The 21,789-nt window shown below is 39.6% G+C and carries 21 protein-coding genes; 1 reads left to right on the forward strand and 20 read right to left on the reverse strand.

The features are described from left to right. Positions 1-65 precede the first annotated feature (65 nt). Together G611_RS14230 and G611_RS0106885 are read right to left on the reverse strand one after the other, a co-directional pair. Positions 66-542 carry a hypothetical protein gene (locus tag G611_RS14230; protein WP_036948537.1) on the reverse strand — a complete coding sequence of 159 codons (477 nt, stop codon included), beginning with the start codon at positions 540-542 and terminating at the stop codon, positions 66-68. After that, positions 529-1,161: a hypothetical protein gene (locus G611_RS0106885; RefSeq protein ID WP_155942263.1), complete on the reverse strand. Its 633-nt coding sequence runs from the start codon at positions 1,159-1,161 to the stop codon at positions 529-531. Before G611_RS0106885 ends, G611_RS14230 begins: the two co-directional genes overlap by 14 nt. 238 nt (positions 1,162-1,399) lie before the next feature. Between G611_RS0106885 and G611_RS14235 the strand changes: the two genes are divergently transcribed. Further along, a complete protein-coding gene (locus G611_RS14235) occupies positions 1,400-2,146 on the forward strand; it encodes an HAD family hydrolase (RefSeq protein ID WP_051195145.1) in 747 nt (248 codons plus the stop codon). 137 nt (positions 2,147-2,283) lie between these two features. Here the strand turns inward: G611_RS14235 and G611_RS0106895 are convergent, their stop codons facing one another. The 18 genes from G611_RS0106895 to G611_RS14245 all read right to left on the reverse strand — a co-directional run bounded on the left by G611_RS0106895 (position 2,284) and on the right by G611_RS14245 (position 21,777). Continuing rightward, positions 2,284-3,066, reverse strand: a complete 783-nt coding sequence (locus G611_RS0106895) for an aminoglycoside N(3)-acetyltransferase (protein WP_028242990.1) — start codon at positions 3,064-3,066, stop codon at positions 2,284-2,286. Between the two features lie 256 nt (positions 3,067-3,322). Continuing rightward, positions 3,323-4,555 (reverse strand): S41 family peptidase, encoded by a 1,233-nt coding sequence (locus G611_RS0106900; protein WP_028242991.1) that lies wholly within the window; start codon positions 4,553-4,555, stop codon positions 3,323-3,325. A 670-nt stretch (positions 4,556-5,225) separates the two neighbouring features. Then, on the reverse strand, positions 5,226-5,942 hold the full coding sequence (locus G611_RS0106910) for a sulfite exporter TauE/SafE family protein (protein ID WP_242824265.1): 717 nt from the start codon (positions 5,940-5,942) through the stop codon (positions 5,226-5,228). Between the two features lie 183 nt (positions 5,943-6,125). After that, positions 6,126-6,623 carry an adenylate kinase gene (locus G611_RS0106915; protein ID WP_028242993.1) on the reverse strand — a complete coding sequence of 166 codons (498 nt, stop codon included), beginning with the start codon at positions 6,621-6,623 and terminating at the stop codon, positions 6,126-6,128. 95 nt (positions 6,624-6,718) lie between these two features. Further along, positions 6,719-7,657, reverse strand: coding sequence for a hypothetical protein (locus tag G611_RS0106920; protein WP_028242994.1), 939 nt, complete (start codon positions 7,655-7,657; stop codon positions 6,719-6,721). A 250-nt stretch (positions 7,658-7,907) separates the two neighbouring features. Beyond that, positions 7,908-8,339 carry a helix-turn-helix domain-containing protein gene (locus tag G611_RS0106925; protein WP_028242995.1) on the reverse strand — a complete coding sequence of 144 codons (432 nt, stop codon included), beginning with the start codon at positions 8,337-8,339 and terminating at the stop codon, positions 7,908-7,910. Beyond that, on the reverse strand, positions 8,336-9,457 hold the full coding sequence (locus tag G611_RS0106930; RefSeq protein WP_196801547.1) for an acyltransferase family protein: 1,122 nt from the start codon (positions 9,455-9,457) through the stop codon (positions 8,336-8,338). Before G611_RS0106930 ends, G611_RS0106925 begins: the two co-directional genes overlap by 4 nt. Before the next feature lie 183 nt (positions 9,458-9,640). Next, complete coding sequence (rpsI, locus tag G611_RS0106935; protein ID WP_028242997.1) at positions 9,641-10,039, reverse strand: 30S ribosomal protein S9; 399 nt, start codon at positions 10,037-10,039, stop codon at positions 9,641-9,643. Positions 10,040-10,052: 13 nt separating this feature from the next. Then, positions 10,053-10,481, reverse strand: coding sequence for a 50S ribosomal protein L13 (gene rplM / locus G611_RS0106940; RefSeq protein WP_028242998.1), 429 nt, complete (start codon positions 10,479-10,481; stop codon positions 10,053-10,055). A gap of 233 nt (positions 10,482-10,714) precedes the next feature. Then, positions 10,715-12,937 (reverse strand): family 43 glycosylhydrolase, encoded by a 2,223-nt coding sequence (locus G611_RS15975; RefSeq protein ID WP_081657000.1) that lies wholly within the window; start codon positions 12,935-12,937, stop codon positions 10,715-10,717. A gap of 137 nt (positions 12,938-13,074) precedes the next feature. Then, positions 13,075-13,812 carry a tRNA pseudouridine(38-40) synthase TruA gene (gene truA, locus G611_RS0106950; RefSeq protein WP_028242999.1) on the reverse strand — a complete coding sequence of 246 codons (738 nt, stop codon included), beginning with the start codon at positions 13,810-13,812 and terminating at the stop codon, positions 13,075-13,077. 1 nt (position 13,813) lies between these two features. Then, on the reverse strand, positions 13,814-14,614 hold the full coding sequence (locus G611_RS0106955) for an energy-coupling factor transporter transmembrane component T family protein (protein WP_028243000.1): 801 nt from the start codon (positions 14,612-14,614) through the stop codon (positions 13,814-13,816). A 46-nt stretch (positions 14,615-14,660) separates the two neighbouring features. Further along, entirely contained in the window at positions 14,661-16,424 is a 1,764-nt protein-coding gene (locus G611_RS0106960; protein WP_028243001.1) for an energy-coupling factor transporter ATPase, read from the reverse strand. 9 nt (positions 16,425-16,433) lie between these two features. Next, the gene (gene trmL, locus G611_RS0106965) at positions 16,434-16,931 is read right to left on the reverse strand and encodes a tRNA (uridine(34)/cytosine(34)/5-carboxymethylaminomethyluridine(34)-2'-O)-methyltransferase TrmL (protein ID WP_028243002.1); all 498 of its coding nucleotides are present in this window, start codon (positions 16,929-16,931) and stop codon (positions 16,434-16,436) included. Between the two features lie 293 nt (positions 16,932-17,224). Beyond that, complete coding sequence (locus tag G611_RS0106970; protein WP_028243003.1) at positions 17,225-18,394, reverse strand: pyridoxal phosphate-dependent aminotransferase; 1,170 nt, start codon at positions 18,392-18,394, stop codon at positions 17,225-17,227. Continuing rightward, positions 18,391-18,873 carry an Lrp/AsnC family transcriptional regulator gene (locus G611_RS0106975; protein ID WP_028243004.1) on the reverse strand — a complete coding sequence of 161 codons (483 nt, stop codon included), beginning with the start codon at positions 18,871-18,873 and terminating at the stop codon, positions 18,391-18,393. Before G611_RS0106975 ends, G611_RS0106970 begins: the two co-directional genes overlap by 4 nt. A gap of 197 nt (positions 18,874-19,070) precedes the next feature. Beyond that, entirely contained in the window at positions 19,071-20,069 is a 999-nt protein-coding gene (locus G611_RS0106980; protein WP_028243005.1) for an AIR synthase family protein, read from the reverse strand. Between the two features lie 16 nt (positions 20,070-20,085). Then, a complete protein-coding gene (locus tag G611_RS14245; protein ID WP_051195146.1) occupies positions 20,086-21,777 on the reverse strand; it encodes a VanW family protein in 1,692 nt (563 codons plus the stop codon). Between the last annotated feature and the right edge of the window lie 12 nt (positions 21,778-21,789).

Consider the following 21,789-nt stretch of genomic DNA (forward strand, 5'->3'; position numbering starts at 1 on the left):
AATTGATGCATTCATGTAGTATATCAAAAAAAAATGTATCTAGGAAGACTCTAGACACATTTTTTTTACATTATTATGCATTTTATTCGATTCATTCGCTCATCCAGCTCGTGATATACAGGAGTAAGGGGCCACGGCAAAAGCTCTATATATTCCTTGTCACCTTCTTCAAGCTTTTGCAGGGTTTGTAGGAATTTCTCATCCTTCTTATATAGAAACTTTCCAAATTCGCATTTAACGTATTGCTTGTAGGAATTATCAACCGTCGTAACGACTCTTCTAAAGCTGATTCTACCAAAGCTGTCCTGCTCCTTTACGAAGGATGCTATATCTTGCGTTTGCTTTGGTTCCTCCAGACAGATTTTCCCTGTGTTTACAAAATGCTCCCACATATATCCTGCAATCTTTTCCCTGGGGATAGGATAATCCAAATTATCAGCTATCTGGGATATGGAATAGCCAAGGTCTGCAAGATGACGCACTGCCCCACCTGCCGCAGCATCATTTATGAAATTCGATAATGCCTTATTAAACTCTTTCATTTTTATTTCTATTTTTTATAATACAAAGTTTTTCCTTACAATTTGAACACTGCAAATGTTTATTACTTCCAAACCAAAAATTTTCAGGATGTTTTGCATAACCCACTTCCCATTTGATAAGTACGATAAGTGCTGTAAAAAACAAGCTCCAGGAAAAGAAATTTTTGATAAAAAGCATTGGGGTAAACATCATAAAATACCCCCAGTCGTAGATTCTGCAATTAATACAGCATTTATTATGCATCATAAGGGTTTGAAATGGACAGAAAAACAGTATGCAAATATAATCGCTTAAGTAAAAGAACACAGTCAGCATCAGCATATCCGCTACAGTTATTATTTTAAACAGATATAACAGGGCAAATACAGCATTAAAGCTAAGCCAAACCAACATCACAAACCATGCTTTTACATTCATCTGTTGAATGAATTCTAATAACTCCAGACGAGAATATCCTTCCACCTCTTCAAAGCCTTTTATATTTCCTTTGCGATATGCCATTGATAAATATTTATGTGGGATGATATGCTGTAGCATCATAATCATAAATATTGCCCATAATACATGAAGAGGTCTGATTCCATATTCAGATATTCCAAATGTAAATTCATGTGTCATGAACTCTACAAGTACATCTTTATGTAAAATGTAAACTGAAAATATAAACAGAAAAACTATCAGCCTAAATCCAAAATTTATAAGGGCCCTTTTCATCATTCTTGTCATTACAAATCACCTCATGCATATTCTAATACATAAGTTTTAAGAATGTTTATTTTTCATAATCATTTAACAATATTCTAAAATATAGTAGTATAATTTCGTTTGATATATCTTTCTACCAAAGGAGAATACTATGAAATACAAAAATTATATCTTTGATTTATACGGAACACTTATAGACATACATACTGACGAGAATGAAATGATGCTTTGGGAGTTTATGGTAGATTACCTTAAAGAACATTTCGGTACTATTACAATTCCTGAAAAGCTTAAAGATGATTATATTAGAATTTGCGCGGAAGAAACTGATAAGCTTGCTGCAAAAAATGGCAGTTGCTACCCTGAAATTAAGATTGAATGGGTATGGCAACGATTAATTGGCTGTGATTGCAGTGATGATGAAATGCGTGCCCTTTGCGTAGCTTTTAGAGAGAAGTCCCGCAAGAAGCTTATTTGCTATAAGAACGTTCACAAGGTTCTATCTGAAATCAAATCATCTGGCAGCCATATTTATCTTCTTTCAAACGCACAGCGTCTTTTCACTGAAAAGGAACTGGATGATACAGGCCTCACTGAATATTTTGATGATATATTTATTTCTTCTGATATGGGAATAAAAAAGCCCGAGGCTGCCTTCATTAATAGCTTAATGAAAAAGCATGGGCTCATAAAATCTGAAACTGTTATGGTTGGAAATGAAATCAAGGCTGACATCGGCTCTGCCATCGCTGTTGGTGTAGATGGCATCTATCTAAACACCTACCACCACACCCCTGAGGAGCTAGACGCTGATTTGGCTGCTTGCAACTATGATAATTCTAATATAGAGCTTACTATCATTAATGATGGGGATGATTGCTTTAAATCGGTGATTTAATATCTCTTTTATACTACTATTTTGGCGCTGATATGCTGTACTATTCAGCTTCACTACTATCTATTTGAGCTTTTTCTTACACAGATAGTAGTTGTTAATATATTCACTACTATCTAATTCAATTTATAGTGTATAGGTTATTTTCTGTTACATTCTATCCACGATACAGCAAAATCTACCAATTCACGTTGGTTCATCAGCTTTATGTCAGCATTGCCCACTTTTACCTTACATGTAGTACAGGCTACTTCAAATGCCCTTCCTATATCTTTGAAGTCCTCTCCATCAACATACAATGTTTCATAAGCTTTCCAGACACGAACACCATTCTCCATGACTGCACTGTGTTCAATGCAGGTATGTTTGCTTGAGTATTCTGCACGCGCATCCGCTAAATGAATGGAAGTATTCTTATCATAATCAACTCCAATCAGTAAAACTTTCCCATCGAGTTTATAAAGCCTACCAATTGGTGATGAGTCGCCAAATATATTCGAAAGATCATGGTTCTCAGTTAAATACTTAGCATTCTTTCCCCAAGCCGCAACAGATCTAGCTGGATGGTCACTCCTTAATGTTCCAGGCCATGAACGGAACATTTCGGCAACCGCACCCATAGTGTTTGTCGGAGTAATCGCCTTATCATATGCCGGCCAGTTTTCGCGTATTGTATCCCAGTCAGCCTCATCTGCATCCCAATGAACTCCTGTTTCCGGATCAAGGTTTTTCCATGACTGTGTAGGCATCATAATAGTTCCATTCTGCCCCACAACATCAATCAAAGCTTCAATAATAGTCTGTGCACCACCACATACATATCCAATCTGTCCAAGTGATGTATGTACCATTACTGAATCACCATTCTGGAGCCCAACGCTTTTTAATGCACTTACTATATCTGATTTAATGATAGTCTTCATAATACTCTCCCCTGTTAGACATTTTAAACTGAGATATTATCTTACAACCAGCCGATTCTTGTCTTAAGAATTCGTTTTCTTAAGCTGTTGTCTAAATAATATATGTTTTCTTTTTCCTCATTTGCTACAATACAGCTATCATCCTATCCATATTTTCGACAAAGAGCCTTGTTAAATGCATAATGCGATACTCTCAATAACAGCATATCCACGATTCCAATTATTGAATGTGGTCAGGCACTTTGATTTCAAATTATCAATAATTCAAACAATAATCTAACTCCACATCCTTACCTATATGCTCAGGAGACCATGGGATATAATAATCTACAGGTACCCCTTTATGCGCAAGCCCTTTGCCATAATCAATTCTTTTGTCTCTAGACGTCGGATAAACAAATCTAAAATCATCAAAGGAAACCACATTACAATTTGAAAAATCTGTAATTCCCATAGTAGGTCTTCCAACTAAAGTCACTTTAGGAGAACATGACATAACCTCTGCGAATGCATCCCCAGAAGAACCACAGCTTTCATCCGTAATAATCAATACCTTTTCAGGACCTTTTTTCCCTATAATTCCACTTGCAAATTCGTCATCGTCATCAAGAAATCCTTTGCCCATATTTTCAGTGTTATTTGCAATCATTGTATTTAACATTGCTGTCATTTCTTCTGGTATATCCCCAACCAAATATTTTTTTAGATTCTCGATTCGAGCTTTACAATTTCTAACAGAATAATTAATTTCAATAGGATATTCTGGCTTATAATAGTCTGTAACGAATTCTCCTTCTGGAAAACAATACTCCAGGAGCGGTACAAATGCAGAATCTGCACCTCCACCATTTCCACGGACATCCACAATAAGTTTTTTACATTTTTCCAGAATGCACTTACATTTGCTTAATAACTGATTTATCGCATCCAAATCAGCAAAATCTGCAAATCTTAGATAAAGCGTATCATCATATTCTTCAAAAGAATAACATTCCGTCTCTGTCCCCTTTGTATTATGAATAATAGAAATATCTTCTTTTGAATCATCTGGATGAATAACAGTTAAAACGTTGTAAAACTTTAGCACTGCAGACCAAATTTTCCCTTCACGCTCCGCTATTTCCCCCATAAAAAATGTTTTTTCTCTTTGAAATAATTCTTTTATTGAAAAACCATCAATTGCAACTATTTTATCTCCCGAGACAAGCCCCGTATCTTTATTTGCCTTTATCACGTATAGTACATCGTCCTGCCTCATCACTGAAAAACCAATTTTTTCAAGACTGAAATCTGTAAATAAAAGATGTGCTTCTACACCAAAAGTAGCCAGATATTCCTGTACCAGATGTAAAAAATCCTTTCGATCCATGTCATCAGATATCTGGCTTTCATATTCCTGAGAATTACCCGTTCCGTAATCTTTACAGGTTGCGGAATCTTCTCGCATAATTTCTACTATTTCTTTAAATATTTCTTTATTAGTCATCATTTACTATGTTCAATTTTCCCTCCAATTAATTTGCATACCCAATTTACTTTATAACCTGCAATTTATAAATGCTGCATCCATCCCAATTCTTGCTCTGTAACATCCGCTTGATCTGAGCAATATTCCAAGAAATCTTCATACCCATGCATCGATGATTTATAATCCTTAGCATGATAATAATTATAGTTTACGGGAATAAGTATAGTCTCCGCCCTTTTGGAGTTCCTGTGTCCGAATAAGCATCTCTGGAATATCTTTATTCATACAAAAGACTCCTACAAACTTGGATTCTATCAAGTTCTTTATTCATTTTAGAGGTTTACAATGGTAATTCACCATTGTTTACGGCAATATCATGAGTTCTCCACATTTTTTCCGTAGACGCCTTACAAAAAAATCGCATAGTGTGTATTATCTTAGTCTTATAATGCACATCCTTCATAAAATGAGTATCATATATCAAATCATACACACCAGATGCCTGAAATGCTAGTAAATTCCTACGGAAAAACAAGCTTATCTATAAGTTTTTACCGTAATACACTAATAATTCTTAAATACAGTTTATGCGTTATGCCACAACTACCTTTTTTAGATAGATTTCATAGTGTCAAGTTGCCACTTCTACAAAAAAGCCTGGCAAGTTTAACGTTGCCGCTGTCTTTTAACACTATAAATTCATTCCAACTAAAAATACCCCTGATATTACCAAAAGAACTATAACAATCTTTTTTACAATTCTTTCATCCAAGATTTTTGAACTCTCCATTCCAGCAAACAATCCAATAATCATGAACGGAATAAGGATTACTGTTTGTTTCAATGAATTAAGCGTAAATACTCCAAGCAAATAATATGTAAAGATTCTTACAGTATTTTCAACAATAAAAACCGCGCTTATATTGGCTTTAAATTCATCCGTTGAATTAGTCACTCGCCCAACATAGGCAGCAAGCAACGCTCCTATCCCAAACAGGCCACATAATATACCAGACAGTACGCCAATGATACCTAGTAAAAGATTAGAATCCTTTGCATTTGTACGTTGATATTCTCTAAAAAACATTTCAACAGCTATAAGAATAACAACGATTCCAAAGAACACTTTTAAATGCCTAACATCAACACTCTTTAGAAGGATTGCTCCAGGAATACTACCACCCAAAACCAACAATGCTAAAGGAATATAGACTTTTCTCTCAAGCTTATTACGATTCTTCCAAGTCAATATTAGATTTGTCGGATACCCAAGTAATAATTCCACTGGCGATATATTAACGTTTGCCACTCCAAATCCTAAAATAGATGTAAAGACTAATGTATTTGCAAAACCACAAAGTCCCTTTATAAAAAACGCACACAGCGTGGCAATTATCCACAAAATCAAGCAATAATCCCCCTTATAAATCCAAGCTTATCATGTGTTTTCAAGTCGTGCCCCATCGTCATTTCTACTTGGTTATCGCTTTAACTTTTTAATGAAATTTACAATCAGTATTATTATCCCAATCCACAGTACAATATTTCCGACTGTCCATAGAACATTTACTAAATTTAAATTTATCACTATTTACACCTCTGGTTGTCCTTCTGCAATCCACTTTTCTGCTTCTTCTCTATTAAAAAATGTAATTACATTCTTATCTGGATATTTGGAAAATAGTTCCATCAACTTTGGTTTGTTCTTATGCTCGTAGTTCTGAACCAGTTCTACAAGTTCTGGATCAAGCTCGCTTTCTGTCCATGGCATATCAGGACGCTCCTGACCTACTCTTCCGATAATTCCATCCATGCAAACATTTTCTCCATAATCCAGGAAAAAGATGGTATCGCAAGCTTTAATACGGTTTTCATATGTTCTGCTGTAATCACCATCTATAATCCAAGTGTCACGCTTCACAACATCAGCAAGACTCGCATCAAACTCGTCTCTTGAAATATGTGTCCTGTCAGCATTCCACCAAATATTATCAAGATGATATAAAGGAAGCTTAGTCTTCTTCTGAAGTTTTATGGAGAATGTACTTTTCCCGCTGCCGGAGCAGCCTAAAACTAATACTTTCTTCATTCTATCCTCCTTTATGAATTGTAAATTTGATAGTATCAAGGTCCTATTATACCAAATATACTTTTTCCACAAAAGTACTATAGTGTCCTTTCTTCTTATAGATTTCCCAATCCTCTTTGTCTTATTTCCTCTAATTGCTCTGCGCTAAGCGTCCCTGCCTTGTAAAGCTTTAGATATTCATTTTCAATTGAGGAATCAAAAATAAGAAGATCATCAGTATTAATGGTGACTCTGACACCATTCTCTACTAACGTCTTGATTGGATGTGATTTATAATCCTTTACAAAACCCAGAATTACATTGCTGCTAGGGCAGACATTAACCTGTATCTGATTATCAGCAAGAAATCTCATGGTTTCTTTGGATGTTGATGCATTAATTCCATGATGAACTACTGACAGGCCTAAAGTCTCTACAGCCTTTCTAACATCCTCAGCCGAACCCGTTTCTCCAACATGCATCTTCTTAGTTAAATGGTACTTCTCAGCTTTCCTATATAGCGGCAAAAATGCTTCAAATGGCTGAACATTTTCTCCTGCACATATATCAATTGCCTTGAAGTATCCTGAACTAGCATATTTATCCAGTTCATCCGCCTCTTCTTCCACATTTCCAAAGGAGGGATATGTGAGCTCTGCTTCAAAGATACTATCAGGACAGTAGGTTTTATGAAAACCTTCAATAAGTTCTTGGAACTCTTGTACTGTTCCTACCTGATCAACTTCAGCGGTACCGAAGTTCATTACAAGACGAGTTATATTATTTCGCCTGGCCTCAGCAAAAGCACCTTCCCACCTAAGAAGCATATTTTCATAGCCATCACATACAGGTTTTATATTTGACCTGAACCAATTCTGCATACCTTCCAAGCCATCAAGGTGCTGTGGAGTCTCTGGAATACCAACCAAAAGTCGCTCTGCAAGCCACGCTCTTCTGCACCCCTTGGTCGAGTGATTATGGAGGTCACTTTTAGGTGCCGATAATAGTTTATTTATATTATTTTCTTTTAAGCCTTCCACAAAAATATTCTCCACACCAATCCTCCCTTTGAGTTTTTTCGGTATTGCAGTATTGTAACAAAAACAGATACTCCTCGTAAATAAATATACGAAAAAAAAGACCCGGCACAAATGTACCGAGCCTTTGAAATCTGCCATTGCAGATTGATTATCTCTTTGAGAACATTTTGAGGTGTTGAAGTGCCGGATTTGAAGCATTTTCACCTCAAGTTGCTGTTTACCTGCTGCGTACGATAGAAAGCTCAGGGCTACTGTATGCGGCTGATCACTCTATACTTTCTTTTGCACTGTTGATAAGACCAAGAAGGCCCGCCTCCTTGATGAGAGCTATACCCTTGAATTCATCTCCGAGGACGATCAGATTGTCGCCTGTTTTAATATCGAAGAGTTTTCTTGCCTTGGCAGGAATAACAATCTGACCCTTATCTCCCACTTTGACCATTCCAAAGATATGCTTTCCTTTCGGCGGTATAACACATCCCAGGTTGTCCGAATCATTCTTTTCATATGATATAAGGTCGTCCATGGTTACACCAAAAAGGTCAGCCAGCATCTTACATCTCTCTATATCCGGCAGCGACTCTCCTGTCTCATATTTTGAAAGCGTCTGTCTTGATACGCCTATCTTCTCCGCAATATCCTCCTGTGACAAGTTATTAAGCTTTCTCAATTCCATAAGATTATCTGCAAAACTCATTCTTTCTTCTCCTTTTTTATTCCCAGAACACACCACCTTATGAAAGGTATGCGGCTCATGATTTCATACAGAAGGTATGAACCTGCGAATGCTGCTAATGTAACCAACAGGTATACGATGACAGGGGCAAGGAACGGACATAATGTATGCAGATACCATCCGCTGACCGCTATCATCAGATAATGGAATACATAGAGCCCCCATGATTTCTGGCACATCCACTTTGAGAAAGCATTCTTAAAATTGCCCCATTTTTTCATGAAGGCAAGTATACCGAGAGTTCCAAACCATGCGTATACATTGCACATGATTGTATCCAGAACCACGTGATCCGGATATGGCTGACCTTTATATAAAATCACGAAGGCTATGCAGGATGCGAGAGCAAGGATGCTTAATAGCAGCCAATTTTTGCCAAGTCTATCCATCACGACCTCATGAGACAGTACAAAGTAGCCGATCAAAAAGCCCAGTCCGTAGATACCGAATCTGTATACCACTATTATCGGTGTGTTAAGTATCTGCGCCGCTCCATATACGGGTATGACAAGAAGTATAAGTATCAAAAGATTGGCTTTGCCACAGATATTATAGAATCTGTCTTTTTCAATCCTTCTGATCAGTACCAGCATTAGGCTAAAGAGCCAGAGCATCTGAATGTACCACAGAGGACCTGAGCCGCTGACTGCCATTATCAGGAAAAGAATTGGCCCCGGTACGTTGTTCATGGAACCAAATGCACCTGCCATCAGCATGTTGTAGTAGCCAAGAACCCAACCGAAAACCAGAAGGCCGATTGTTGATGGCACAAGATATTTTCTCGTTCTTACTCTGATGAATTCCTTTTCTGTTCGTTTAATTAGTTCATAGCGGGCTGACATACCGGATACCACAAACAGAAGTAACATGAACCAGGGATATACAATATACTGATATGTATCCTGGGGCTGATGTTCACTGAAAGGTCCGATGATTCCATGCTGTATTACGCCGTTAAATATGTAAATTACATGATAGATGACAACTAGCACTACTGTTATCCAACGAATATTATCCAAGTATATCTTTCTCATATTTATACCACCTTTGTTAAATATTATAACATTTTTCTTAATCATAAAAAAATAAGCTCCGCCTGTCTACCAAGCGAAGCTTACACATTTTGCTTTTTTTTGTTAAATGTGGTTGCGAAAGCATTATTACTGTCGCGCTATGAATACGAAAAAGGGATTGCTCCCCAGCAAGTAAACTTGCGGAAGCAATCCCTTTTTGTATTCGCATCGCTTGTAGAAACGCGCAGATTATCTCTTTGAGAACTGAGGTGCGCGACGAGCAGCCTTTAAGCCGTACTTCTTACGCTCCTTCATACGTGGATCTCTTGTAAGGAATCCAGCAGCCTTAAGTGTAGGTCTGTACTCAGCATCTACCTCAAGGAGTGCACGTGAGATACCGTGTCTGATAGCACCAGCCTGGCCAGTGTATCCGCCACCCTTTACGTTAACGATAACATCAAACTTATCTACAGTACCTGTAGCTACAAGTGGCTGACGAACAACTACCTTTAATGTCTCAAGACCAAGGTACTCGTCGATATCTCTCTTATTTATTGTAATCTTGCCTGTGCCAGGTACAAGATATACTCTAGCAACTGAAGACTTTCTTCTACCAGTTCCATAATACTTGTTTGTATTCTTAGCCATGATCTACCTCCTATTAAAATGTAAGCACTTCTGGCTTCTGTGCCTGATGCTTGTGATCTGGTCCAGCATAAACGAAAAGCTTTGTATACATCTGACGACCAAGTGGTCCCTTTGGAAGCATGCCCTTAACAGCGTGCTCGATAACTCTCTCAGGATGTGTATTAAGCATTTCCTTAAGAGTTGTCTCTTTCATACCACCAACGTAATCAGAGTGATTATAGTAAACCTTCTGATCAAGCTTCTTACCTGTAACCTTAATCTTCTCTGCATTAACTACGATAACATAGTCACCACAATCAGCGTGTGGAGTGAAGACTGGCTTATTCTTACCTCTTAAAACCTTTGCAACTTCTGCTGAGAGGCGACCAAGTGTCTGTCCCTCTGCATCAACTACATACCATTTTCTCTCAAGCTGAGATGGGTTTGGCATATAAGTATTCATGAGAATTCCTCCTTAAATAAATCTGTAAAAGATTCCTGCCGGTGATGTCCGGGCACCTGCACGGAATGTTATAGTAAACTTGTCTCTGGGCTAATAGACACAAGTCTCCTTACTACATCAACCGTTACATTGTACTATAGGAATATTGTTACGTCAACACAAAAATTGTATTTTGAAGTAACAAAAAATACCCTTGGTGTACAAAGTAACCAAGGGTATTTTAACATCATCTGCTATTCAATTTCAATGGAAATATTATCAACTGAGCCAACTCCATTAAAGCCGAACTCTACACTTCCACCATTTCCAATAGATGTGTTCCAATCTACTGGTGTAATAACATAATAGTCGCCAGATTCCTTAAGATTTACATTCCAAATTGAATCAATCTTTACCTGGCTCTTTTTGATTTTTGCAGTCCATCCGTTTACCTGATGGCCTGTAGAATTAGAAACCTTTACAGATGCTGTGTAGCCTGAGCCCCAGCTGTTTACTGTAGCAGTTGCCTCAAGCCCCTTTGTGCTTACAGATGGTGTAGGTGCTGGAGCTGGTGTTGGCTGAACAGTTGGATTTTCTGTCTGGGCAGCTGAAGCTGGGCCCTGACATGGCTCAAATATCCATTCCTGATTTGGGTTGCCATAATACTTCCACTGGCATACATTGGTTCCATCAGCGGTCTTGTGTTCATATACATCGATATACTTTGTAGCGTTTGAAACAAAGGTACCAATTGTATAAACTCCAGATTTCTTTGTATTCTTTACTACGTATTTTTGAGCATCATTCGCATAAGCATGATATATGCCAATGTTTGCTCCATCTTCATTTTTGCCATAGGCAATATCAAGCATAAAGTTTCCAAGGCCAGACTTTAATGTGATATATCCGTCAGATGTGTTTTCAACATACCACTTCTGTCCATCAGCGCCTGTTCCCCTGAAGATGCATACGTTTGTACCGGCTTCTGCCTTGTCGCCCTCAACAGTCAGATATCTCTGAGAATTTGTATTCTTCAAATAATACCAGCCGTTATCAATGTGAGCTGTGCTATTGTTATTGACATTCTCTGTGCTAGGCGCTGGTGCTGGGGTAGGTGTTTCTTCTACAGGGAAGAACTGCCAATGGTTGAAGTTCATCAACGAACCGCCATTGCCCTTAAATGCAAAATACAAATCGTGGCGTCCGCTGACATTATTTACATCACAGTATTCTGTAACATATTTCTGCCAGTTGCCTGTGTTAGGAACCTTGATTGTACCTACAATTCTTCCTGTAAGTGAATCAAGGTGAAGCTCAATTGTTCCGCCGCCTACTGGTGATGCAACTCTTGCTGCGAATGCCTTAGCGCCCTTGCCAAAATCAACGTTTCTTACTTTAATCCAATCATTGTTTTCGATGAAGGCTACATTCTGCGTACCCTCGCCGCAAGCCTCTGTTTTAACACCGCTAGAGAAGCAGATTGTTTCAGCCTCTACCCTTGTGTATGGGTTAAGAGTTGCTATTGGATTTGGTCCAGATGTAGACATCTTAATGGTTGGGAAGCTTCCATCTGGATTGTACTTGAACTCCTCCACTGCTACTGAACGAGCAAATCCGCTACCACCTGGAAGTGCTCCATTGTGATAGAAGAAATATGAGTGTCCCTTGAAATCTACAACACCACAATGATTTGTGAAGCTTCTGCCTTCTGTTGGCATTATTACGCCTCTGTAGGTCCATGGACCAGTTGGTGATGTACTTGTAGAATATGCGATGTGCTCTGGGATACCATTACCTGAGAAAAGCATATAGTAAAGGTTACCTCTCTTGTAGAACCATGGTCCCTCCTCATATGCACTGGCACGTCCAGGATATGGTCCAAAGCTCGCCGTTGATGTGTAAACTCTGTTGATTCCACCTGAATATGAAATCATATTTGGATTAAGTTTTACGTAGCATAAATTTGGATTTCCAAAATAGAGATATGCCTGTCCGTTTGAATCCACATAAACTGTTGGGTCGATGAAGCCATAACCCTGGCAAAGTGGATGTCCTATTGCATCCTTGAATGGACCTGTTGGACTATCGGATACAGCCACTCCGATAGAATTGCCACCCTGTTTTGCAATGACAGGAACATAATAATAGAATTTGCCGCCTCGTTCTACGACTTGGCCAGCCCAGGCATCAGACTTTGCCCAGCTGAAGGTGTTAAGTGAACAAACAGTTCCATGGTCTGTCCAGTTAACCATGTCCTTTGTTGAGTAGCAGTGCCAGTCTCTCATGTCGTAGTACTTGGCTCCGTCCTCATCATGACCGGTGTACACATACAGTGTGTCCTTGTACACCATTGGTGCGGGATCTGTGGAATAGATTGTTTGCACAATCGGATTATCAGCCTTTGCCACAGATGGATTAGCCCCAGCAAGAATAATTGCTGCGGCTAGTACCCCCACTATCCCCCTCATTTTTTTCATTTCTTTTCTCCCTTTCTCTCCCCTTATTTTTATTCATAACTCTCCTAGCGCCAATTATACCATAATGTTATTATTATGTGGTTCTATATAAAATATTTTTCATAATAAAAGAGCTTCCAGTAGTTGGAAGCTCTGCTTTATTCTTCGTATTCAATTCCTATCATGGTAAGGCCGTGGGCTGGGGCTGTTGGGCCAGCAAGCTCGCGGTTGCGACCACGTAAAATTTCAAGCATGTACATTGGTTCCATTTCACCGGCACCTACTTTGATAAGTGTACCTGCAATGATTCGAACCATGTTGTAAAGGAAGCCATCTCCTGTCAGGCGGATGTGAATTACATCATCTTCCTTGTATACCTTAGCGGTGTAGATTGTACGAACACGGGATTTTACCTGTGCCTTAACAGATGAGAATGATGTGAAGTCATGCTGACCGATTAAATAGGCAGCTGCTTCATTCATCTTATCTACATCTAAGTCGTAATAGTAATGGAAAGTATCCTTGCGCTTGGTTGGGTCTGGCATCTTGCGGTTTAAAATCTTGTATTCGTATGTCTTGCGGCAAGCAGCATATCTAGGATGAAAATCATCCTCCACCTGGCATGAATACTGAACAACAATATCATCAGGCAAACGCTGATTAAGAGCGAAGCTGATTTTATCAGCTGGCATTCTGGAATTAGTATCAAAAACTGCTACATTACCAAGTGAATGTACGCCTGCATCTGTACGGCTTGCGCCCATAATAGATATAGGCTCCTGCAAAAGATCTGTAAGAGCCTCGTTTAATTTCTGTTCTATTGTTACTCCGTTTGGCTGAATCTGCCAGCCGCTATAGTTTGACCCATCGTAGGCCACTACTATCATTACTCTCATATTATAAAACTACCTTTACTGCATAAAAAATGATTATGTATGCTACTATACAAATGTACGCCCTTTGGTCAAGTGAGCTGTATTTAAGTGGGCGCATCTTAGTTCTGCCCTCACCACCATTATAGCATCTTGCTTCCATTGCGTATGACAAATCGTTGGCACGTCTGAAGGCTGATACGAAAAGTGGAACCAAAAGTGGAACCATGTTTTTAGCCTTCTTGATAAGACCACCTGATTCAAAATCAGCACCGCGGGCCATCTGAGCCTTCATGATTTTATCTGTCTCCTCAATAAGAATTGGAATAAATCTAAGAGCTATCGACATCATCATTGAAATCTCATGAACTGGAACGTTAGCCTTTTTCATAAAGCCTAAGGATTTCTCCAAACCATCTGTAAGCTGATTTGGTGTAGTGGTAAGTGTCATTAATGATGTACCGATGATAAGAAGAATCATACGGCTAGTCATAAGCACTGCGTTCTTAAGTCCCACATCACTGATTGTTAAAAAACCAAATGAAAAGATGGTGATACCAGGTGTCAAAAACAAGTTGAACAAGCCTGCGATTATCAATAAAACTACAATGGACCTAAGCCCCTTAACCATAAAAGAAAATGGCACATGGCTCATTTTTATAATTCCAAAAAGTGTAACTAAAACTATTGCAAATAAAACAACATTATCCACAGAAAACAAAGTTATAATGAAAACTAATGTGGAAAACAGCTTCACTCTAGGGTCCAATGAGTGGAGAATAGACTTTGCTGGATAATATTGTCCTAATGTTATTTCTCTAAGCATATTTATAAATTCCTTTTTAAGTCAAATCCAAAACTGGTATCTGCTATTAATTCAACGCCTTTAAAATAGAATCTCTGGCCTCTGTAACTGTAGTTGCTGTTGCATCTACATCAAAGCCTGCATCTATTAAATCGTTCATTACGTATGTAACCTGAGGAGCTGCAAGTCCCATTTTTTCAAGCTCCTTGTAGTGAGCGAAAACTTCCTTTGGTGTACCATCAAATGCAGGCTGTCCTGCATCCATAACGATGATTCTGTCAACGTAGTTAGCAACATCCTCCATTGAATGTGATACAAGGATAACTGTATCGCCGCGTTTTTCGTGCATGTCCTTGATAAGACCTAAGATATCATCACGACCCTTAGGGTCAAGACCTGCTGTTGGCTCATCCAAAATAAGAACTGCTGGCTTCATGGCGATAACACCGGCAATAGCTGCACGACGCTTCTGTCCACCTGAAAGCTCAAATGGTGATGCCAGATATAATTCCTCTGGAAGCTTAACCAAAGTAAGTGCTTCGTAAGCACGCTTTATCTGTTCCTTTTCATCCAATCCCTGATTCTTAGAACCGAACTGAACATCCTTGAATACTGTAGTTTCAAAAAGCTGATGCTCAGGGTACTGGAATACCATCCCAACCTGAGTACGCAAATCCTTTATATCAAATTCCTTATCGTAGATATCCTGTCCACGATAATAGATATGGCCCTCTGTAGCTTTGATAAGTCCGTTCAAATGCTGAACAAGTGTAGACTTACCACTACCTGTGTGGCCGATAACACCGATGAACTCGCCCTCTTTTATTGAAAGGCTAACATCGTCTAAGGCTGTAACCTCGTAGGCTGTTCCTGGTGAATACTTATATGATACATGGTCAAGAATAAGCACATTGTCACCAAATGACTTTTTGTCTTCTGGCTGTGATGCAACTGGTGTCTGACCTGCTGATAGCTTGCGTAAGTTTAATTTTGTAAGAGCCTCTAACAGTTCCTTTCTTGTAAGGATACATTCAGGAATCTGAAGACCTGATTTTCTAAGCTCATGTGCTAACAGTGTAACCTGTGGCACATCAAGGCTGTGCTCCTTTAGAAGCTCAACATCCTTGAAAATCTCTCTTGGGGTGCCTTCCATGAAGACCTTACCCTTTTCCATTACAAATACATAATCGGAATCAACAACCTCTTCCATGTAATGTGTAATGAGAATAACTGTAATTCCCTTTTCACGGTTAAGAGTGTGAACTGCTCTAAGCACGTCTGCTCTTCCATCTGGGTCAAGCATGGCTGTTGGCTCATCCAAAATAATGCACTTTGGCTCCATGGCCATAACGCCTGCGATGGCAACACGCTGCTTTTGACCACCTGAAAGCTTGTTAGGTGAATGACTTCTGTATTTTTGCATTCCAACCATCTTAAGAGATTTGTCTACGCGAACAAGGATTTCTTCAGTTGGCACGCCGATATTTTCTGGGCCGAAGGCCACATCCTCATCTACAACAGAAGCAATTATTTGGTTGTCAGGGTTTTGGAAAACCATGCCGGCTGTTTGACGAACTGCAAATGTATACTCGTCATCAGAGGTATTCATTTCATCAACCCAAATAGTGCCCTCCGATGGAGTTAACAGAGCATTAATATGCTTTGCGAAAGTAGATTTACCAGAACCGTTATGTCCTAAAATGGATATAAACTGTCCTGGCTCTACATTAAGATTAACGTGGTCGAGGGCAGTGTGAATGCTTTCAACATTGCCCTCTTCGTCACGTCTTATATATTCATGTACTAAATCTTTAGATCTGATAATTGACATTGGTACCCACTATTCCTTCCAGTTGAGTCTATGTAAATTACCCTCGGTCTCTAAATCGAGGAAGTCGTTTTGTCTCAGTGCCTCGTATAAAACTACGGCAACTGAATTTGATAAATTAAGGGATCTGATATCATGTCCCATTGGTATACGAACACAATTCTCCTCATTCTCAACAAGGATTTCTTCAGGGATTCCTGCTGATTCCTTGCCAAACATTATGTAGCAGTCTGGTTCGTAATGAACATCTGTATGTTTTCTTTTGGCTTTTGTGGTAGCCATATAAACCTTAGCATCTGGATTCTTTGCCTTGAAGTCTTCCCAGTCATCATAACGGAAAACCTCTAGCTTATCCCAGTAATCCATGCCGGCACGCTTTACTGTCTTATCCGTAAGCACGAAACCTAGTGGCTCAATCAAATGAAGACGAGTTCCTGTAGCGCAGCATGTTCGCCCAATATTCCCCGTATTTGCAGGAATTTCAGGCTCATGTAATACAATATTTAACATTTTAAAACCTCTAATCTGTGTACAGAACGTTACGGCGACAATAAATTATACTCTTCCTTCGACTACATGTCTCATACAGAGTATAATTCATTGTCTCCTACATTCTGCTCTATACGTTTTTTTTATCAACTACGTCTTATAAACCTAACGAACAAAATCATCATAAACCTAACGAACATAATTCAGTTAACAATCTATTAGTGTTCCGAACGAGACATTCTAGTCGAGAGAGGAATTCTAATAGATTGTTAACGTAGAATTATGCACACAGCCTACGCTGATTTGTGCTCAGCCTACGATTTACGTAGTTCCTCCACAAATTCTTCGATGCGGTCCATGGCGCGCTTTAGGCTTTCAAGGGAGTATGCGTAGGAAATACGCACGTTGCCCTCTCCGCTTTCGCCGAAGGCTGTGCCTGGAACCACGGCAACCTCTTTCTCACGAAGGAGGCGTGTACAGAATTCTTCTGAAGTCATTCCAAATTCTGTGATTGACGGGAAAATATAGAAAGCTCCATATGGTTCGAAGCATTTGATTCCCATTTTCTTAAAGCGATTAAGGAGATAACGGCGTCTGTCATTATATTCCTCTCGCATGTGAGCTACATCCTCATCGCAGTCACGGATGGCTGTTACTGCAGCATACTGACTGGTGGTAGGTGCACACATAATAGCAAACTGATGAATCTTTGTCATCTGTTTTACGATTTCTTCCGGTGCACAAACATATCCAAGTCTCCATCCTGTCATGGCATGGCTCTTTGAGAAGCCATTGATATAGATGGTGCGCTCCTTCATACCTGGGAAGCTAGCAATTGAAACATGTCCTTCGCCAGTGTATGTAAGCTCGCCGTAGATTTCATCTGTAAGAACAAACAAATCGTACTTTTTAACAAGCTCTACGATTGGCTCTAAATCTTCCTTTTCCATAACAGCTCCTGTAGGGTTGTTAGGGAAAGGCATGATTAAAATCTTTGTTTTATCAGTGATGGCTGCCTCTAATTCCTCTGGCTTAAGTCTGAATTCGTTTTCTTCCTTAAGGTTGATTGGAACTGGCACACCACCAGCAAGTATTGTACATGGTTCGTAGCTTACATAGCAAGGCTGAGGAATAAGGACCTCATCTCCTGCATCAAGCATGGCACGAAGAGCAATATCGATACCCTCTGAACCACCTACTGTCATAAGCATCTCTGTAAGTGGATTATAATCCAAATTATAGTGACGCTTTAAAAAATCTGCGATCTCTACTCTAAGCTCCTTTAAGCCTGAGTTAGAAGTATAGAAGGTGCGGCCTCTTTCCAAAGAATAGATAGCCTCGTCTCTGACCTTCCATGGTGTATCAAAATCTGGCTCACCTACACCAAGTGAAATAGCATCTGGCATTTCTGCAACAATATCAAAAAACTTTCTGATACCAGATGGCTTTATTTTTTCGATAGTTTGATTTAAAGGGTTTCTCATAGGCTCACCTTCTCCCTCTCATCAACGTGCTTTTCTGCCATAATAATGCCGTGGTCCTTATATTTCTTAAGGACAAAGTTTGTCTGTGTTGAAAGCACTGAATCAAGTGGAGAAAGCTTTGCAGAAACAAAATCTGCAACCTCTCTAAGTGTATGACCTTCAATTGAAACCATGAAATCATAGCTTCCTGAAATAAGATAAACTGCATCTACCTCTGGATAATTGTAGATGCGCTCTGCAACCTTATCAAATCCCATGCCACGCTGTGGTGTAACGCGCACCTCAATAAGAGCTGATACCTTTTCAACGCTGGCCTTCTCCCAATTAATAAGAGTAGGATAACCGCAAATGATATGCTCGCTTTCCATAGCCTCCAGCTCATTCACTACTGTGGCCTGGTCGCAGCCAAGCATCATTGCCAAGTCCTCTAAATCAATCTTACTGTTATGCTCAATATAAGTTAAAATCTTCTCTCTCATTTCTTCACCCCTTATCCGCTATCCCTAGTGGATTATAAATATTATTATTCGCCACGCTTGCGCTCTTATTCGCTCATTGCCCTACATAAGATGCTGCTAAAGCACCATCTAAGTAGGGATGGCTCATCAAGGGCTCATTAATAACATTTATAATCCACTAGGGCTAGCTCATCTAAATATGTTAGTTACATAATTTTTTATTTTCGTTCTACGTTTGGTACGGAATATAGTGCGTCGGCTTTTGGTGGTTCGAGGAAGCGGACCTCGTCGCCGCTGATGACGCGCTTGTCGTTTGATGAGTTGGACTTTCCGATAATCGCGGCGGCTACCCCAGCGTCCGCAAGCTTTCTAACAAGTCCATTGCCATCGTTTGTAGCTATCAACATAGATCCTGATGATATAAGCTCATAAGGATTGATTCCAAAGAACTCACAAACCTCTATTGTTTCCTGTTTAACAGGGATAGCTTTTAAATCAACATCAATACCAACGCCTGATGCTTCTCCCATTTCCCAAAGTGCTCCAAATATACCACCCTCTGTAATGTCATGCATAGCTGCTACGCCATGCTCAACTGCAACGCGGCTTTCTGGAAGAACGCTTAAGTACTGGTCAAAGCCCTTAGCCGTATCTATAAGACCCTGAGGTAATCTGCTAAGTAGCTCCTCTTCGTGGTCTTTTGCAATAATGGATGTACCTTCAAGGCCAATCCACTTCGTAATTACGATATCCATATCAGGCTTAGCTCCGCCTGTTGATACCATGCAACCCTTTTTAACCTTACCGACAGCTGTAACTGAAATAAGTGGTTGATTAACTGCCTCTGTTACCTCTGTGTGGCCGCCCATAACCTGAACATTATATCTCTTGCAAGCATTGTCTACCTGCTCCATGATGGCCTTAAGCTTCGCCTCTCTCATGCGAGGGGTAAGAAGTACTGTAAGCAAAATTCCAATAGGTTCTGCTCCAGCGCTGGCCAAATCATTGATTGAAACAGTAACTGCAAGCTCTCCAATATCTGAAGCTGTTCCTGTGATAGGATCTGTTGACATTACGATTTCTTCGTCAGGGCCTACCTGAAGTGTAGCACAATCTTCACCGATTCCCGGTCCGTTTCCTACCTCAGGTCTCTTTACGTGTAATTGTTTTATAACTGAGCGCTTAAGAACGCTTTCTTTTAATTTTCCGATTTCCATAATTACATCCTAAAAACTAGTTAGCTGGTGTCTCTACTGCTGGTGCTGCATCTAATGCTGGCGCTGCCTGCTGTGTTGTGGCATCTGGTGCAGGTGCTGCCTCTTGTGCTGGTGCTTGACCATCTGCTGATGTAGCATCCTCAGGTGGATTTGTTATTTTATATTTTGGTGTGATTACAAATGGTGTTGAATTTGCTACTCCTGGAGCGTAAGTTGCAATTGCATTTGCAATAGTAGTTACATCCTGAGTGTTAACAGCCTGAAGCATTGCATATGAAAGATTTGGGTCTGCTGAAGCAATACCAACTGTAACCATTCTGTTAGATGGATTGTATTTGCTGTTATTATATACCTCTCTGCTAACTTCCTCACCATTTTCGTAAACAATTTTCCAAAGCTTAGCTGTATAGCCTGTATGACCGCTAACTGTTGTTGTCATCTTTCCAAGTGGTACGTTAGGATCTGCAACCCACTGTGTATTTTGAATATTTACACCAGTGATTTCTGTTTCGTATTTTACGCTGTGAGATGGATCATCCTCTTCCTTACCATAGATGTTAAAGTAAGCCTTGCTTCCGTCGCAATAGCCTTCGATATATATAGGATAGTTCTTGTTATTCTTAATCTGGAAGTCCTTACCGCCGGATTCAGCAATAGCTGCATCCTGTGATGGTGGAACGTAAGTTACTATCATGGAATGGCAAGAACGTGTAACTATACCAAGCTCCGCCTCTCTAACAGCACCATAAAGTGTTGTAGATACCTGACAGATACCACCGCCGTAGGTTTGAACTGTGGTTCCGTTTTCGTAAGAACCTGCAAGCATATATCCGTTTTCTGCTGAGAAAGGTGTGATTGTATTTAATACAGAAAACTCATCTCCTGGATAAAGGATAGTTCCGTTGATGAAGCCAACACCATTTGCAACGTTGTTCTTTCTTGCTGTAGATGATGAGCTGTAATCTGTGTTAAAGCTTCCTAATAAATCCTTTATTTCGGCAAGCTCTTCCTTACTTCCTCTAGGTTCTTTTACAACTGTAGCAAGCTCGATAGAAGCATCTTCCTTGTTCCAGTTATTTTCTATGTAGTCTGCAATAATTGCAACCGATTCGTCTATCTGAACAACAACACCTGCTGTTCCTTCGTGGAATACGAATTCACCGTTTTCTCTGGTGAGATAATCATCACTGGCTTCGTCGTTAACCTTTGATGCTGCCGATGATAAATAAGTGGTCAGTGCATTTCTATCTACGCCAAGGGTAAGCTCAAAGTTCTTACCTCTTCCTTCTTCCAAATCCTTGTTAGCCTTAAAACGCTCAGCTAAATTACCGTAAGTACCATATGCTGCTGCCTTTGAAACAACATCGCTGTTCTTAGCACCTATGCAAATGTCTTTTCCTGTTGCGGCTATTTCCTGGCCATTGGCTGATAATGTGAATTTAACATCATCATAATTTGCAAAATAATCATTAACTACAGATTTAGCATCTGCTACTGTCATTCCACCTACGGAAGTTCCGCCAATGGAAACTCCATCAGGAATAACTCTTGTATCATCATCTGAAACTGTTTCTGCTTCTTCGTTTGCTAATTCTTCTTCAGAAACTGCTGTTTCCTCTGAAACCTCTTGCGCATATACTGTGGCTGGCGTAAGGATTCCGGCTGTGAATGTTAATGATAAAAATATTGATAGAAATTGTTTTTTCATAAAGTAACCTCA

It is taken from the genome of Pseudobutyrivibrio ruminis AD2017, assembly GCF_000424305.1.
Classification (GTDB): Bacteria; Bacillota; Clostridia; order Lachnospirales; family Lachnospiraceae; genus Pseudobutyrivibrio; species Pseudobutyrivibrio ruminis_B.

What these genes read in the sequence shown, in the direction of transcription:
- rpsI (WP_028242997.1), bottom strand. Translation starts at nt 10,039, where the DNA reads ATGGCTAAGAATACAAACAAGTATTATGGAACTGGTAGAAGAAAGTCT.
- G611_RS0106900 (WP_028242991.1), bottom strand. Translation starts at nt 4,555, where the DNA reads ATGATGACTAATAAAGAAATATTTAAAGAAATAGTAGAAATTATGCGA.
- G611_RS0106975 (WP_028243004.1), bottom strand. Translation starts at nt 18,873, where the DNA reads ATGAGAGAGAAGATTTTAACTTATATTGAGCATAACAGTAAGATTGAT.
- G611_RS0106955 (WP_028243000.1), bottom strand. Translation starts at nt 14,614, where the DNA reads ATGCTTAGAGAAATAACATTAGGACAATATTATCCAGCAAAGTCTATT.
- G611_RS15975 (WP_081657000.1), bottom strand. Translation starts at nt 12,937, where the DNA reads ATGAAAAAAATGAGGGGGATAGTGGGGGTACTAGCCGCAGCAATTATT.
- G611_RS14245 (WP_051195146.1), bottom strand. Translation starts at nt 21,777, where the DNA reads ATGAAAAAACAATTTCTATCAATATTTTTATCATTAACATTCACAGCC.
- G611_RS14235 (WP_051195145.1), top strand. Translation starts at nt 1,400, where the DNA reads ATGAAATACAAAAATTATATCTTTGATTTATACGGAACACTTATAGAC.
- G611_RS0106915 (WP_028242993.1), bottom strand. Translation starts at nt 6,623, where the DNA reads ATGAAGAAAGTATTAGTTTTAGGCTGCTCCGGCAGCGGGAAAAGTACA.
- rplM (WP_028242998.1), bottom strand. Translation starts at nt 10,481, where the DNA reads ATGAATACTTATATGCCAAACCCATCTCAGCTTGAGAGAAAATGGTAT.
- truA (WP_028242999.1), bottom strand. Translation starts at nt 13,812, where the DNA reads ATGAGAGTAATGATAGTAGTGGCCTACGATGGGTCAAACTATAGCGGC.
- G611_RS0106930 (WP_196801547.1), bottom strand. Translation starts at nt 9,457, where the DNA reads ATGATTAAGAAAAATGTTATAATATTTAACAAAGGTGGTATAAATATG.
- G611_RS0106885 (WP_155942263.1), bottom strand. Translation starts at nt 1,161, where the DNA reads ATGACACATGAATTTACATTTGGAATATCTGAATATGGAATCAGACCT.
- G611_RS0106980 (WP_028243005.1), bottom strand. Translation starts at nt 20,069, where the DNA reads ATGGAAATCGGAAAATTAAAAGAAAGCGTTCTTAAGCGCTCAGTTATA.
- G611_RS0106960 (WP_028243001.1), bottom strand. Translation starts at nt 16,424, where the DNA reads ATGTCAATTATCAGATCTAAAGATTTAGTACATGAATATATAAGACGT.
- G611_RS0106970 (WP_028243003.1), bottom strand. Translation starts at nt 18,394, where the DNA reads ATGAGAAACCCTTTAAATCAAACTATCGAAAAAATAAAGCCATCTGGT.
- G611_RS0106925 (WP_028242995.1), bottom strand. Translation starts at nt 8,339, where the DNA reads ATGAGTTTTGCAGATAATCTTATGGAATTGAGAAAGCTTAATAACTTG.
- trmL (WP_028243002.1), bottom strand. Translation starts at nt 16,931, where the DNA reads ATGTTAAATATTGTATTACATGAGCCTGAAATTCCTGCAAATACGGGG.
- G611_RS14230 (WP_036948537.1), bottom strand. Translation starts at nt 542, where the DNA reads ATGAAAGAGTTTAATAAGGCATTATCGAATTTCATAAATGATGCTGCG.
- G611_RS0106895 (WP_028242990.1), bottom strand. Translation starts at nt 3,066, where the DNA reads ATGAAGACTATCATTAAATCAGATATAGTAAGTGCATTAAAAAGCGTT.